This window comes from Halanaerobium sp. ST460_2HS_T2, assembly GCF_003337665.1.
GTDB classification, from domain to species: Bacteria; Bacillota; Halanaerobiia; order Halanaerobiales; family Halanaerobiaceae; genus Halanaerobium; species Halanaerobium kushneri.
This window is the reverse complement of record NZ_QPJF01000040.1, coordinates 1-15,854: the sequence shown is the minus strand read 5'-3', so window position 1 is coordinate 15,854 and position 15,854 is coordinate 1. Positions and strand designations below refer to the sequence as shown.

Below are 15,854 nucleotides of genomic sequence, written 5' to 3'. Positions count from 1 at the left end.
CCCGGAGAAAGTAGGTTCACATCATCATGCGATAACCAAACCCTTTCTCTCGATCTTATTAGCTGCAGTGACATTGTCATAATGTCAGATAACGTTCCTGGGATTTGCGCTCGTGCCTGGTTCCATAGGAACTGGCGTAAAGCTTGCTTTTTCATATCCGTTATTGGTTAAATTGCAAGCTTTATGACAGAAGGCATGGCGCCAATCCCATGTTATCTGAAGTATGAGCTTATTCCACTATATCTTCCATACCAATTTCTTTAAATGTATAAAAATCAATTTTAATCATCATATCAAAATTATTTACTAAATCATTTATCCTTTTAAATATATTTGTTTTATAATTATCACTAAAATTTCCAACAATAACGTACCTAAGTTCTACCTCTCTTTTGTTTTTTATTTTATATTGGTTTAAAACATTTATTTGATTCATTATTGATTTTTCTATATAACTATAAGGAAGCCTTCCAGATCTACTACTTTTTATTTCAAAAATCACTAATCTTCCTTTACTTTCCATTAAACCATCAATCTCTAATGCTGAACCATTAATAACCATTCTTACATTTCTTTTAATAAAACTATTATATTTTTTCTCTAAAAATCTAAATGTATATTCCTCAACTAAAAATGCATAATGATATGGTTTTAAACCTGCTTCTTTGAAAGGTGAATTAACAAATAGAGTTCCTCCAATAGAATCCATACCTTCTTGCTGTATGTTTTCTTCTTCCCCATTTTCTTTATGTTCTTCGTCATCAATTTCATCATATTCTTTACTTTTTTGTTCTTCAACTTCTCTGTTAGACATAATTTCTAAATCTAAACGATGTTTTTCAAAATCAAAATATTTATTGTCACCTCTAATTATAGCAGCAATTATTTGTAAAAATTCTAATTTAGTTATTGTTGTCCCAATTATAAAAATAGCAGCGAAATAACACCAAGCGTTATTTGCCAAAATACTTAAGGTAATTACTGTTAATATTCCACCTATTCTTAACATATGGTTTCTTGTTTTATTTTTTATGGATAAAATTATAATTATTACACTTGAAACCATAGTTATAACAGTTAAAATTTGTTTGTAATTATTAAAAAAAACATTCAAAATATCACCTTCTTTTTGACTTTGCTCATATTTCAGATAACGTTACTGGGATTCGCGGTGTGCCCGATGTCCACAGACCTGGTGCAAAGTTTGCCATCATACTCGTAATTGTTTAATAGCAAGCTTTGTGCCAGAGGGCATGCCGCTAATCTCATGTTATCTGTCTGTTATGACAATATCGACTCTACTGCTTATCATTTATCTTCAAAACTCCGAACCTCTATCTTCTTTTTTGCCATGGTTTTCCCGCAAAAAACTTAACCATCAGTCGGAAGTTTTGAAGATGATGCGATAACTTTTCATAAAATTGATCATGCTCTCCCGCAGCTCAATTAGTTTCGTTAATACCTAGCAGTTTCTATTTACTTTCCCCGGAGAAAGTATATTCACATCATCATGCGATGCCCAAACCCTTTCTCTCGGTCTTATTAGCTGCAGTGAGATTGTCATAATGTCAGATAACGTTACTGGGATTCGCGGTGTGCCCGATGTCCACAGACCTGGTGCAAAGTTTGCCATCATACTCGAGATTGTTTAATAGCAAGCTTTGTGCCAGAGGGCATGCCGCTAATCTCATGTTATCTGTCTGTTATAGCAACATCGACTCTATTAATTCTCATTTATCTCCAAAACTCCGAACCTCTATCTTCTTTTTTGCCATGGTCTTCCCGCAAAAAACTTAACCATCAGGCGGAAGTTTTGGAGGTAATGCGATAGCCTCCCATAAAATTTATCATGCTTCCCATTTACGCACCCAGATTCGTTAATACCTTGCAGTTTCTATTTACTTTCCCCGGAGAAAGTATATTCACATCATCTGGCGATAACCCAACCCTTTTTCTTGGTCTTATTAGCTGCAGTAATATTTGCTATAATGTCAGATAACGTTCCTGGGATTTGCGCTCGTGCCTGGTTCCGCAGGAACTGGCGTAAAGCTTGCTTTTTCATATCCGTTATTGGTCAGCCTGCAAGCTTTATGACAGAAGGCATGGCGCTAATCTCATGTTATACGATGTAATAACTTGCCGCGTAAAAATTTTTTCTCTACTTCAACTTAATAAAATATCAATATTCTTCCTTAACCAGCAAATAGGTTCATCAACTATGTACTATATTAAATCTTCACGAAGTGCGTGAAGATCAATCAGTGACTAATTTATTTTCTGATATATGTAAATAATTTTGTGAATTATAATTGCCCAAGCCCATTGTTAACGCCGCTGGAGACTTACAATAATTATTTCCTTCATTTGCAGGAGTTAGTTCATGCCAGTTAGCGATGATCCAACCCTTCTTTTATCTCTTTCTCTTATTTGCCGATGTTCAGTTATTATTTCGTATAACGTTACTGGGATTTGCGCTCGTGCCTGATTCCGTCAGGAACTGGCGTAAAGCTTGCTTTTTCATATCCGTGATTGGTTAGTCTGCAAGCTTTATGACAGAAGGCATGACGCCAATCCCATGTTATACGACTGTTAAACGACAGCTCTTTTAATTTCTTATAATTTATTATTTTGATTCTCTTAATAAATATACTCATTAACTCTTAAACATACTCATTTAAAGCTCTAATGAGTATGTTTAATTGAATTAATTGTTCTTTTATTTCAAAATTAATAGATCTTCACGAAATAAAGTTCATAATATTTTTATCAACCTCAATAATTGCAAATAAATATTATCAGAAGTTGCAAATTAAAATTGAGACTGACCCCATTTTTATGAACAAATATTATTGCAGAATAAAAATCTATTAATTTAGTTTTACTTGCAGAAATCGATTTATTATTAATATACTTCATGTAAAAGAAAAAAATACCTGCATAGTAACAGGTTTAATTATTATTTCTCTTTTTTTATTTTTTAAAGCGCATCTTGTCAATCCATCTCGATACTTCTACGACTAAAGATACTGAGTTAGCCTAATGTCACGAACGTGACTGTTAGGCGGATAAATCTTTTCTTTTTAATTAAATTATTACTCTTTGCTGCAATAATTATCATTGATGCTTTGAATTTACAATCTTCACGAAACTTACTTCATAAAGATTTACAGCAGAATATTTTTAATGCTCAATAACTTTTTACACTTTTCATTCATTAAAACTTTACACCTCAGATTTTTCAAAAGCGATCTGATTATGAATTATTTTGATCTAAACCATAAGATCTAAAATTATTAATTTAATTTTTATTTATGCTCTTGAATTACCTGAGAGGGTTTTACAAATCCATCTCGTTCTTTATAAGCTGAGACGCACCCACCTAGTTTAATGTCGTATAACGTTACTGGGATTCGCGGTGTGCCCGATGTCAACAGACCTGGTGCAAAGTTTGCCATCATACTCGAGATTGTTTAATAGCAAGCTTTGTGCCAGAGGGCATGCCGCTAATCTCATGTTATCTGTCTGTTATAGCAACATCGACTCTATTAATTCTCATTTATCTCCAAAACTCCGAACCTCTATCTTCTTTTTTGCAACGGTCTGCCAGCAAAAAACCTTAACCATTAGTCGGAAGTTTTGAAGATGATGCTGTTACCTATCATAAAAGTGATCATGGTCTTCATTTACGCACCCAGGTTCGTTAATACCCTGCAGTTTCTATTTACTTTCCCCGGAGAAAGTAGATTCACATCATCATACGATAACCCAACCCTTTCTCTCGATCTTATTAGCTGCAGTGACATTGTTATAATGTCATATAACGTTCCTGGGATTTAAGAAGTTCGTGAACTTAGCGCGACTGCGCTTAGTGAACGAATTTGGATGAAGCGCAGCGGAATCTTCAATCCCATGTTAGGCGCTGTAATAACTAGCCGCGTAAAAAGTTTTATCTTTCTTCAACTTGCTGACTTATGATATCAACACTTTACCAGCAAGCCTTCGTATATTCTGTACTATATTATATCTTCACGAAGTTCGTGAAGATCGAACAGTGACCAATTTACTTTTTGATATATGCTAATAATTTTCAAAGTTATAATTGCCCAGGTTTATTGTTTAAACCGCTAAAAATTTGCAGTTATCTTTTCCTTAATGGTTGGGAGTAGATTAATAGCATTTAGCGATTACAAAAACCCTGATTTTTTCTCTTTATCTTTATTTGCCGATATGTAGTTATTATTGCGTCTAACGTTACTGGGATTTGCGCTCGTGCCTGATTCCGTCAGGAACTGGCGTAAAGCTTGCGTTTTTATATCCGTGATTGGTTAATCTGCAAGCTTTATGACAGAAGGCATGACGCCAATCCCATGTTATGTGATGGAATTTACTTTTATAAGTTAATAACTTATTTCTTTTTTCTTTTTATTTGGTTTAGACCTCTTTCTGCTTCCCATCTAAGTTGTTTAACCTTCGAATTACTATATTCTTTTAATAAGTTTTTAACATTTTCACTTTTAAAAGATTGTAGTGCTCTTATCAATTTCCAAAGCATTAATTCATCATTCTTATATTTTTTTATCATATTAATAATATCTTTTTCTAATGTTTGATCATCTTCATAAAATGAAATATACCCAATAGAGTCGATTGCTTCTAATATTTGATTATAATCTCCATTATATAAACATTTTTTTAAAGAATTTAAAGCGGATTTTCCTATTTTACAAATAGTACGTGCAATAATATCTCTTGGTAAAGGGTAGTTTTTCTTTTTGAATTTTTTATTTGGTAAAGATTTATGTTGATTATTCCCTACATTTCCGAGATATTGAATTAATTCTTTACTAGCTTCTTCTCCAAAGCTTCCTAGAGACTCTGATATAGCAATTTTAGTATATAATTTATCTTCAATTATAAGTCTATTAATAAGAGAATTCATAACAGCTTGCTCTTGAAAACTATTCAATAATTTAGCTCCAATAGTTCTTTTAGTAGCAACTTTTGAATTCAACAATTCAAGTAGTTCATTTTTTGATAGGTTTTCATATTTAAATAAATCTTTATCTTCTACATATCCTCTTTTTTCAATTGTTCTACATTGCTTTTCATAAGATCTCCTTTACAAAAAAACATTCAGTAAATTCTTTCACATAACGATACTGGGATTCGCGGTGTGCCCGTTGTCCACAGACCTGGTGCAAAGTCAGCAATCATATCCGCAATTGTTTAAGTGCTGACTTTGTGCCAGAGGGCATGCCGTTAATCCCATGTTATATGACTGTTATAGCAACCATCGACTTTATTGTTTCTCATTTATCTTCAAAACTTCGAACCTATAACTCCTTTTTTGCAAAAGATCTGCCCGCAAAAAACTTAACCATTAGTCTGAAGTTTTGAAGATAATGCGATAATCTTTCATAAGATTGATCATGGTCTTCTATTTCTTAGTGCACTCAGGTTCGTTAATACCTTACAGTTTCTATTTCCCTACCCCGGAAAAAGTAGATTCAATTCATCCAGCGATAACCAAACCCTTTTTTCTGCTCTTATTAGCAGCAGTAACTTTTGCTATAATGTCATATAACGTTACTGGGATTCGCGGTGTGCCCGATGTCCACAGACCTGGTGCAAAGTTGGCTATCATATCCGCAATTTTTTAAGTGCTAACTTTGTGCCAGAGGGCATGCCGTTAATCCCATGTTATATGACTGTTATAGCAACCATCGACTTTATTGCTTCTCATTTATCTTCAAAACTTCGAACCTATAACTCCTTTTTTGCAACGGTTTGCCCGCAAAAAACTTAACCATCAGTCTGAAGTTTTGAAGATAATGCGATTACTCCTCATAAAATTGATCATGGTTTTCTATTTCTTAGTGCACTCAGGTTCGTTAATACCTGGCAGTTTCTATTTACTTTCCCCGGAGAAAGTAGATTCACTTCATCCAGCGATAACCAAACCCTTTTTTCTGCTCTTATTAGCTGCAGTAACTTTTGCTATAATGTCATATAACGTTACTGGGATTCGCGGTGTGCCCGATGTCCACAGACCTGGTGCAAAGTTGGCTATCATATCCGTAATTGTTTAAGTGCTAACTTTGTGCCAGAGGGCATGCCGTTAATCCCATGTTATATGACTGTTATAGCAACCATCGACTCTATTGCTTTTCATTTATCTTCAAAACTTCGAACCTATAACTACTTTTTTGCAAAAGATCTGCCCGCAAAAAACTTAACCATTAGTCTGAAGTTTTGAAGATAATGCTGTAACCACTCATAAGATTGATCATGGTCTTCTATTTCTTAGTGCACTCAGGTTCGTTAATACCTTGCAGTTTCTATTTACTTTCCCCGGAGAAAGTAGATTCACTTCATCCAGCGATAACCAAACCCTTTTTCTGCTCTTATTAGCTGCAGTAACTTTTGCTATAATGTCATATAACGTTCCTGGGATTTGCGCTCGTGCCTGATTCCGTCAGGAACTGGCGTAAAGCTTGCTTTTCCTTATCCGTGATTGGTTAATCTGCAAGCTTTATGACAGAAGGCATGACGCCAATCCCATGTTATGTGCTGTATGCTGCCAAGCAGGCAGATTGGGAGGTCCGAGGAGGGATCCGATCTGTCCTGCGGTTAAGCATATTTACTACTCTTATCTTTTTTTCTTAATAAAGTTAAACTCATTGCAAAATGCTTTTCTATACTTCCATCAAATTTATTATTTATTAGTTCTTTAATCTCATTTAAAAACTTTTTTCTTTGCTCTACTTCCATTGATATAGTTGGTGAATATGTATTTAGTAAATGAATATACTCATCAGCAGAATAAATGATATCAACAGAATATGTTTCAAAAAGTACTTTTTCAAAAAAATTATTATCATATTCTTTTGATTTAAGCTCTTTTTCTAATATTGGTTTTAATTTATCATTATATTTTCCACCGGGTTTATATTTTTTATAAATAGGCTGACAAGCATAAAAAAATTTATCTTTTTTCTCTTTTGAAACATGATTAGTATGAATAATTGCTAAATGACCATCTTTTTTTAAGATCTTATATGGTTTACTAAATTTAATCTCAGGTTTTATCCAGTGAAAAGCAGTTGCAGAATAGATTAAATCAAAAGATTTAGCTTCTAGGTCTATATTTTCAAAAGCGCCTTTAATAACCTTGAAATTATTGTTATCTGCAAACTTATCTCGAACAAAGTCTGCAAGATCATTTCCAAGCTCAACTGCAGTAATATCAAATCCTCGTTTAACGAAAGGTTTGGTTGCCTGTCCAGTCCCAGGACCAATCTCTAAAAGTTTAGCATCTTTTTGTAACTGGACAATTTTTATTAAATTATCAAAAAGTTGTTCAGGATAATGTGGTCTTACTGAATCATAAAGCGTTGTTACTTTGTTGAAAGTAGTACGCAAATCTATATTTTTATTCATTTACTAACCTCCATTAATAATATTATTTAAAATTTATATTGATTATTTATTAGTATATTTATTTAGTCAAAAAAGTAGGAGGTCCAAGGAGGTGCCTGCTTTTTTGACTTATACCCCAGCAAGAATACTAAGAAACTGCAGCATATTGCACATAACGTTACTGGGATTTAAGAAGTTCATGAAGCTTAGGGCGACTGCCCTTGCTGAATGAATTTGCATGGAGCGCAGCGGAATCTTCAATCCCATGTTATGTGAAGTTATTTATTTTTATCTTGATCATATTTACTAGATCTTTTAATAGCTTTAATCGATCCAGAATTTATTTTATCAGGATTATTTTTTAGCTCACGTTCTACTCTTTCTTTTAATTTTTTTGATTGTACTTCACTTAACTTCTCTTTGCTTATTTCTTTATTTATATGAATTGTATCTAAAATTTCAATAACAATGTTATCAAATTCAATATTAGATTCATTACATACAGTTTCTCCAATTTCTAACTTTGTAGCTAACCATTGATATTTTGAATTAGGGATGATTTCTACTACTATTAAAAAAAATGGTATTTTAACATAAAATAATAAATAATCGAAACCCTCTTTATCTTCACAAAAAGCTCTATAACTATGATCAGTACCTCTTTGATTTACAAAACTATTATAATTTATTTTACCCTTTTCCTCCATATTTTCAGTTGTAGGTATTATATGAAAATTAAAAGGATCTAAAACATTTAAATTATTATCCCTAAGATAGGTTTCGCATTTATTAAGAAATTCATTAATAATATTTTTTTCACTAGTTGTTAACTCATCTAACTTATAATCATTAACTACTCTAAATTTCAAGCATCTCCATATTAGAGATACACAAAAATCAAATAATTCTATTGTAACAACACTTTTTTTAATACTATTATTTTTAGCTTCATCAAAAAAATGTTCTTTAAAATATTTTTCTATAACACTAAATTTTTGCTCACATTCAGCACATAAAAACTTTTCCACATCTCCATCTTGCTTTCTAAGATTAGGATTATTATTACCTCTAATTCCCCCTGTAACTGAACTTTTTTTAATCCAACGATATATAAATTTTGGAATAATATGACTCCTCTTTAATTGTTTATCTTTTTTACATAGATTGCATTTCAAGTTCATCAAACCTTTCTTTAAATTTATAATAAATAATTTCACATAACGTTCCTGGGATTTGCGCTCGTGCCTGATTCCGTTAGGAACTGGCGTAAAGCTTGCCGTAATATTTCATGCTACTTTTTATATTGCAAGCTTTATGACAGAAGGCATGACGCCAATCCCATGTTATACGCTGTAGCACAGCTTTACTTTTTTACTACCCAGAAGCGGCACTCTGTTGAAAATTCTTTAACTTCTTTATTTTCTTTAAATCGGTCTTCTCTATAAAAATCTTCTATTATTTCCCAGCCTGTTTCTTTTAAACATTCTATTATCTCTTCTCGATTTGGAAAATGTATAAATAAATCTCTGTCATCATTATCTGATGGTAGAATCTTATCTCCATATTCATAAGTTCTTTTATCCTGGTTACCAGCTTTCCAAATCTTTTCTTCTTTTTCCCAGAACTCCTTAAAGTTCTCGTTATTTTCGCGATCATGAGTTGTAAAAATAAAAATACCATTTTCGGTCAAAACTCTTTTTATTTCTTTTAATGCTTTAATTCTATTTTTTCTCTCTGGTATCTGCATCAATCCATTAAATGAGAACAGTGCTTGATCAAAAAAATTATCTTCAAAGTTTAAGTCAGTTGCATCTCCAACAACAAATTCAATATTAGTCTGTTTTTCTTTATTTATTGTTTTAGCTGCAGATATCATTTCCGGAGTTAAATCTAAAGCTATGATATTTCTATAGCCCATTTCATAAAGGTTAAATGTTGTTCTGCCTGCTCCACAACCTACATCTAATATAGATTTATCTTTATCAAAATATTTATTTATAACATATTTTTCTGATTCCCATAAGCCGATATTTTCAATCGCATTACTATAGTTTTTTGTAGCCTTTTTAAATGATTTTTTTACAAAGTTTTTTGTTATCTTTTGCATATTATCCCCCAGATTCAGTTAATGTTTATGTAAAAAAAGATCTTTTTGTGCTATTGCGTATAACGTTCCTGGGATTTGCGCTCGTGCCTGATTCCGCAGGAACTGGCGTAAAGCTTGCTTTTTCGTATCTGTTATTGGTTAGCCTGCAAGCTTTATGACAGAAGGCATGACGCCAATCCCATGTTATGTGCTGTATGCTGCCAAGCAGGCAGATTGGGAGGTCCGAGGAGGGACCCGATCTGTCCTGCGTTCTGCAGACTCCTCTTTTTATCTTTATATATTTGATCAAAGCTTTAATAACTTCATTGACTATCTTTTTTTCTTAATAAAGTTAAACTCATTGCAAAATGTTTTTCTATACTTCCACCAAATTCTTCATTGATTAGTTCTTTAATCTCATTTAAAAACTTCTTTCTCTGCTCTACTTCCATTGATATAGTTGGTGAATATGTATTAAGTAAATGAATATACTCATCAGCAGAATAAATGATATCAACAGAATATGTTTCAAAAAGCACTTGTTCAAAAAAATTATTATCATATTCTTTTGGTTTAAGCTCTTTTTCTAATATTGGTTTTAATTTATCATTATATTTTCCACCTGGTTTATATTTTTTATAAATAGGCTGACAAGCATAAAAAAACTTATCTTTTTTCTCTTTTGAAACATGATTAGTATGAATAATTGCTAAATGACCATCTTTTTTTAAGAACTTATATGGTTTACTAAATTTAATCTCAGGTTTTATCCAGTGAAAAGCAGTTGCAGAATAGATTAAATCAAAAGATTTATCTTCTAGGTCTATATTTTCAAAAGCTCCTTTAATAACCTTGAAATTATTGTTATCTGCAAACTTATCTCGAACAAAGTCTGCAAGATCATTCCCAAGCTCAACTGCAGTAATATCAAATCCTCGTTTAATAAAAGGTTTGGTTGCCTGGCCAGTCCCAGGACCAATCTCTAAAAGTTTAGCATCTTTTTGTAACTGGACAATTTCTATTAAATTATCAAAAAGTTGTTCAGGATAATGTGGTCTTACTGAATCATAAAGCGTTGTTACTTTGTTGAAAGTAGTACGCAAATCTATATTTTTATTCATTTACTAACCTCCATTAATAATATTATTTAAAATTTATATTGATTATTTATTAGTATATTTATTTAGTCAAAAAAGTAGGAGGTCCAAGGAGGTGCCTGCTTTTTTGACTTATACCCCAGCAAGAATACTAAGAAACTGCAGCATATTGCACATAACGTCCCTGGGATTTGCGCTCGTGACTGTTTCCACAGGAACTGGCGTAAAGCTTGCTTTCCCATAATCATAATTGGTTAGATTGCAAGCTTTATGACAGAAGTCATGACGCCAATCCCATGTTAGACGACGTTTTTATCTCTCCGTAATAAAAAATTTAATCAAACTTTAATTTTCGTTTTAATTCAGTTATTTTATTAAACTCTTTTTTCTCTTTCTTCGATTCTTTAACTTCTTTCTGTACTAATTCAGTTAAATATTCTCTATATTTTATATTAGTATTTTTCACATCCTCTTTTAAATCATCTAAATGATATTCTTCAATTTCTTCTGGGGGACAATATATTACTATATATTCCCCTTCTATCCATGCACGGCGCCACATTGAATGCCTTGGAAAACTACGCTCTGCTTCAAATATACGTTGCCATTCTTCAGGCGGATTATTAGATAATTTCAGATGAATATTAAATAACTTTTTATTTTTATCTGGTCTATAAGACTTTTCATCATCAATATCAACAATTTTAATATCTTCAAATCGAGCCAATCGTTTTTCATTATCTGAAATAAAATCATTAGACTTCTCTATAAATTCATTTTCTGCAGATATTATTTTTTGACTTTCTATTTCCTCATTTTCTAACTCAACTCCCAATGTTTTTAATAATTTAGGAAAGCTTTTTTCAAATTTTTCTGGGGTTGTGAAATCTGCATATAGCTTTCCTTTTAAAAAATGAGGTATTTCTACTGGTTCTAATAACATTGGTAACACTACTTGTTTTTCTTCTAATTCTCTATTTATCGCCAATTGGAGTTCCTTTTGAACCCATTCAGAATTAACAGAATTATGTGAAAGAACTACTCCAAAATAATCAGTTTCATCTATTGCACTACCTATCTTTTTAATTAAAGAATCACCAATATTAATTTCTGCTTCATCTATCCATACTTCTATTCTATTTTGTTTGAGTCTCTCAGCTAATTTTCTAACAAAAAATTTATCCTTAGAACTGTGACTTAAAAATAACGAAACCATGATTGATTTCCTCCCGCGCCCTTATAAGGTGAACTATTCTTTTAATTTATTAATTAATTTATTGAATTCCTCATTATAACTACCTGATTCAGTAAAATCCGCATATACTTTTGATGATAAAAATCCAGGAATTTCACATTCTTCTATCATCAAAGGTAAAACTTTAACGTTATTTTTTTCTATTTCTTCATTTAAAGCGATTTCTAATTCTCTTTGTACCCATTCAGATTGAATAGAATTTTTAGATAATAATGCTCCCAAATAATCACTATTATGAATTCCTTCTTGAATCTTTTTAATTAAAGAATCGCCAATATTAATTTCTGCTTCATCTATCCATACTTTTGCTCCTCTTTTAATTAAATCTTCAGCAATTTTTCTGGCAAAGTCCTTATCTTCAGAAGAATGACATAGAAAAATACTTTTTAATTTTAACTTTTCAATTTCAGAGATTAAAATATTTAAATTTTCAATAACATCATTAATACTTTCTAACAATGGTTCAATTTCTTCTCGCCCTATTGGATGAGATACTCCACAAAGTTCATAATCAACTTCTTCGATTAATTTTTTTCTAGCTTCACTATCGCTAATAGGTAAATCTTCATCTAAAGCAATACTACTAACTCTCCATTTTAAATGTTCAAGTAAAGTTTTAAAATAAGATTCATACTTATTAAAACGAACAGATACTACTGCCCTTGGCTTCATAACATATTCAACAAATTCTAAACCGTCTTTTAAATTATCTCTTATAAACTCACACTCATTCAAGGTAGTTTCATAATAATCCAACAGATCTTCCAAAGATAAAGGAAGAGTTTCTACTATATTCATGCTTTCACCTCATTTAATAATTTATAAAAATGTCGTCTAACGTTACTGGGATTTGCGCTCGTGCCTGATTCCGCAGGAACTGGCGTAAAACTTGCTTTAATATTTCTTGCTGCATAATATTGCAAGCTTTATGACAGAAGGCATGGTGCCAATCCCATGTTATACGATGGAGCTGGTTTGCTCTTTTGATAAATTTTAGAAATCTTTATAAATAAAAAAAGGGGTTTATCTCCCCTTTTCCAGTATTCTTTTATATGCACTTATATAAACAATTTGATCTTCTCTTTTACCAACAGACCAAACCATAACTTCTTTTTCGTTCATTATTTGATAAACAACTCTATATTTTTTCCGATAAAAGTAGATTTTTAAACAACCTGATAGATCAATTCCACTTTTATTTCCAAGTGGTTTTCCTAATTCAGGTGATCTTTTAATTTTATTAAGTGTACTTTTAAGTCTCGGTTTAACACTTCCATCTAAATTATCAATATCATTTTTAACTTCAGGATGAAATTTAAGCTTCATCAACTTAAGCCCCCTAAAAACTATTCTTTATCTAATAAATCTATTATCTCTTTTTCGCTTACTGCATCTTTAAGATCAAAGTTTTCTTTTCTTTTGGCTATAATCTCTTCAATATGGGCATCCTCTAGTTGGTCTTCCAGAAATTCTATTTTTTCTAGTAACATTTCATATTCTTCAATATCCATCATAATACCTTCAATATCATTATTTCTGGTAATAAAAAGCGGGGACTCTTTTGTTTTATCTAACATTTTACTAAAATTACGAACAATTTCAGAAGATGAGACCATATGATCTCTATCAATTCTTAAAGTAACCATTATCTGCACCTCCATAAATTAAAATATTTCATAAATGATTATCTTAATTAAATTATACATTAAATTTTATGTAAAATCAATTGCAATATTTTTAGTTTTAATTTATAGAAGTATTTTAGCTTAGAATTTAATTATTATTTTAAAAGACTTTTTCAAACCAGCTCTTTCGTATAACGATACTGGGATTTGCGCTCGTGCCTGATTCCATAGGAACTGGCGTAAAGCTTGCGTTTTCATATCCGTGATTGGTTAACCTGCAAGCTTTATGACAGAAGGCATAGCGCCAATCCCATGTTATGTGATCGTTGAGCGATTATTTTTTTGTTTTAAAAAAGTCATTATATTATGTATTTGTTATCATAATTATGATATAATATTGATATAAAATAAGAAAGGTGATGATCTTATGCCAACTATTAGACCCGTTTCTGATTTGCGAAATAACTTTAAAGAAATATCTGATGTTTGTCATGAAAACGGAGAACCTGTCTTTTTAACTAAAAACGGTCGTGGAGATATGGTTGTTATGAGTATTGCTCAATTTGAAAAACAGCAGGCTCTTTTAGAACTCTATAAAAAGTTAGGAGAAGCAGAAAAAGAAAGTGAAAATAACGCTCCTACTACTTCTCATGATGATTTAATGAATCAAATGAGGAAGAAGTTAAATGAATAGCAATCAAAAATATGAAGTTATCTATCTTCCAGCTGCCAAAAAGGACCTTAATGAAATTATTTCATATATACAAACAGACGCTCCTGAGGCAGCTTTAAACTTTTTGGACAAAATTGATGAAAATATATCACAATTAAAAGATTTCCCTTACAAAGGCAAAAAAACCTGAAGATGAAAGTTTAAAATCTAAAGGATATCAGATGCTTATTATAAGAAACTATCTTGTGTTTTATGTAGTATTTGAAAATAAAAAAATAGTAGAAATCAGAAGAATTTTACATGGTAAACGAAAATATAAATTTTTATTATAAAATAATATTTTCAGTTAGCTCAATGTCATATAACGTTACTGGGATTTGCGCTCGTGCCTGGTTCTGCAAGAACTGGCGTAAAGCTTGCCTCAATATTTCTTGCTGCTATTATTGCAAGCTTTATGACAGAAGGCATGACGCCAATCCCATGTTATCAGAAGTTCCTATTTTTTTATGAAAATTTTCTATTACAATGATTTGAAATTATAGTGATTAAATTTTCACCAACTTCTAATGAATGTTCGAAATAATCATTATTTACACCTAAAAATTCTTTTTCAGATACTTCTATATTAACTTTTGAAATTTTATTTTCGTATAATTCATTTTTATACCAAGAATTATGAACTCCAATATCTCTTCTTGCTTTCATTTCTATATAATCTGGCCAAATATTTTCTAGTACAGAATCTTCCATAGATAAAAGACTATCAAGTCTTTTTTTGTATTCTTTAGGACTTTTATATAATAAATTATGAACTTCTTTTTTGGCTACTTCTTTTATAACTTCATTCATCTCTTTTAATTCAATTATTTCATTAAATTCTAAAGTAGTATTTTCTATTTTCCCAGGATATTTAACTAAAACATAAAATAACAAATCTGATAAATAATTTTCTAACTCAGCAATTAACGCAACAAACAAATAACTTCTGATAAATGGTTGGAATCTACGATCTTCTTGTTTTAAATCTGTTGTATTATCAATTGTTTCAAATTCTTTCGGTAATTTCTTAGAAGCATAATTCATTCTTTCAAATAAAGAATAACTCATGCAATATGCAGCTTCGGTTAAAGCTGAAGAAATAAAACTATTGCTTTCCTTTAATGCTGAAATAGTTTTTAATTTGTCTTGAGATAATTTATTAATTTTTTGACTAAATTTATCTTTATTCATTAAAACACCTCATTTTATAAAGGAATTTCTGATAACGTTACTGGGATTTGCGCTCGTGCCTGATTCCGTTAGGAACTGGCGTAAAGCTTGCTTTTCCATATCCATTATTGGTTAACCTGCAAGCTTTATGACAGAAGGTATGACGCCAATCCCATGTTATGTGAAGTGCGTTAATAAATTAGTTAATTTATTTATTTCTTTATATATGAATTTTTTATTATGTTCAACAAAATAATCTTCGTTATCAATATTTATATAAGTCAAATAAACACCATCATAATTTTTATTAATCTTTTTATTAGATTGTTTTACTTCTTTTAATTCTTTAGAAGAAAAATCAGAACTTATTTTTTTTGATTTAGTATTAGTAAAATCACTAGCATTGCATAAAAATATTTAATAAATGTCAAGTTCTATTTTCAGCGAAAATACTTGCTTAAAATAGAAAAACTCCTTATAATTGGAATTA

General features: G+C 31.0%; 14 protein-coding genes. 3 read left to right on the top strand and 11 right to left on the bottom strand.

What is annotated here, in order from left to right; genetic code table 11:
• Nucleotides 1-229 precede the first annotated feature (229 nt).
• From DFR80_RS14070 to DFR80_RS14025, 10 genes are all read right to left on the bottom strand, one after another.
• Nucleotides 230-964: a hypothetical protein gene (locus DFR80_RS14070; protein ID WP_158537733.1), complete on the bottom strand. Its 735-nt coding sequence runs from the start codon at nucleotides 962-964 to the stop codon at nucleotides 230-232.
• A gap of 3,441 nt (nucleotides 965-4,405) precedes the next feature.
• On the bottom strand, nucleotides 4,406-5,011 hold the full coding sequence (locus DFR80_RS14065; protein ID WP_147270198.1) for a HEAT repeat domain-containing protein: 606 nt from the start codon (nucleotides 5,009-5,011) through the stop codon (nucleotides 4,406-4,408).
• 1,619 nt (nucleotides 5,012-6,630) lie between these two features.
• The gene (locus DFR80_RS14060; protein WP_114490360.1) at nucleotides 6,631-7,440 is read right to left on the bottom strand and encodes a class I SAM-dependent methyltransferase; all 810 of its coding nucleotides are present in this window, start codon (nucleotides 7,438-7,440) and stop codon (nucleotides 6,631-6,633) included.
• 257 nt (nucleotides 7,441-7,697) lie between these two features.
• Complete coding sequence (locus DFR80_RS14055; protein WP_114490359.1) at nucleotides 7,698-8,636, bottom strand: hypothetical protein; 939 nt, start codon at nucleotides 8,634-8,636, stop codon at nucleotides 7,698-7,700.
• A gap of 146 nt (nucleotides 8,637-8,782) precedes the next feature.
• Complete coding sequence (locus DFR80_RS14050; protein WP_114490358.1) at nucleotides 8,783-9,526, bottom strand: class I SAM-dependent methyltransferase; 744 nt, start codon at nucleotides 9,524-9,526, stop codon at nucleotides 8,783-8,785.
• Between the two features lie 302 nt (nucleotides 9,527-9,828).
• On the bottom strand, nucleotides 9,829-10,626 hold the full coding sequence (locus tag DFR80_RS14045) for a class I SAM-dependent methyltransferase (protein WP_114490357.1): 798 nt from the start codon (nucleotides 10,624-10,626) through the stop codon (nucleotides 9,829-9,831).
• Nucleotides 10,627-10,936: 310 nt separating this feature from the next.
• Complete coding sequence (locus DFR80_RS14040; RefSeq protein WP_114490356.1) at nucleotides 10,937-11,818, bottom strand: toll/interleukin-1 receptor domain-containing protein; 882 nt, start codon at nucleotides 11,816-11,818, stop codon at nucleotides 10,937-10,939.
• Nucleotides 11,819-11,851: 33 nt separating this feature from the next.
• Complete coding sequence (locus DFR80_RS14035) at nucleotides 11,852-12,655, bottom strand: toll/interleukin-1 receptor domain-containing protein (protein WP_199505831.1); 804 nt, start codon at nucleotides 12,653-12,655, stop codon at nucleotides 11,852-11,854.
• Nucleotides 12,656-12,880: 225 nt separating this feature from the next.
• Nucleotides 12,881-13,183 carry a type II toxin-antitoxin system RelE/ParE family toxin gene (locus DFR80_RS14030; RefSeq protein ID WP_114474541.1) on the bottom strand — a complete coding sequence of 101 codons (303 nt, stop codon included), beginning with the start codon at nucleotides 13,181-13,183 and terminating at the stop codon, nucleotides 12,881-12,883.
• Nucleotides 13,184-13,203: 20 nt separating this feature from the next.
• Nucleotides 13,204-13,503, bottom strand: coding sequence for a type II toxin-antitoxin system Phd/YefM family antitoxin (locus DFR80_RS14025; RefSeq protein WP_114474542.1), 300 nt, complete (start codon nucleotides 13,501-13,503; stop codon nucleotides 13,204-13,206).
• Between the two features lie 406 nt (nucleotides 13,504-13,909).
• On the opposite strand from DFR80_RS14025, the gene DFR80_RS14020 reads away from it, so the two are divergent.
• From DFR80_RS14020 to DFR80_RS15620, 3 genes are read left to right on the top strand one after another with little or no spacing between them, the layout of a single operon-like run.
• Complete coding sequence (locus DFR80_RS14020; RefSeq protein WP_114490355.1) at nucleotides 13,910-14,176, top strand: type II toxin-antitoxin system Phd/YefM family antitoxin; 267 nt, start codon at nucleotides 13,910-13,912, stop codon at nucleotides 14,174-14,176.
• A complete protein-coding gene (locus DFR80_RS15505) occupies nucleotides 14,169-14,345 on the top strand; it encodes a type II toxin-antitoxin system RelE/ParE family toxin (protein ID WP_199505830.1) in 177 nt (58 codons plus the stop codon). The genes DFR80_RS14020 and DFR80_RS15505 overlap by 8 nt, the downstream gene beginning before the upstream one ends.
• A 31-nt stretch (nucleotides 14,346-14,376) precedes the next feature.
• Complete coding sequence (locus DFR80_RS15620) at nucleotides 14,377-14,487, top strand: type II toxin-antitoxin system RelE/ParE family toxin (protein WP_199505829.1); 111 nt, start codon at nucleotides 14,377-14,379, stop codon at nucleotides 14,485-14,487.
• Between the two features lie 172 nt (nucleotides 14,488-14,659).
• Here the strand turns inward: DFR80_RS15620 and DFR80_RS14010 are convergent, their stop codons facing one another.
• Entirely contained in the window at nucleotides 14,660-15,385 is a 726-nt protein-coding gene (locus DFR80_RS14010) for a hypothetical protein (RefSeq protein ID WP_114490354.1), read from the bottom strand.
• Nucleotides 15,386-15,854: the final 469 nt, after the last annotated feature.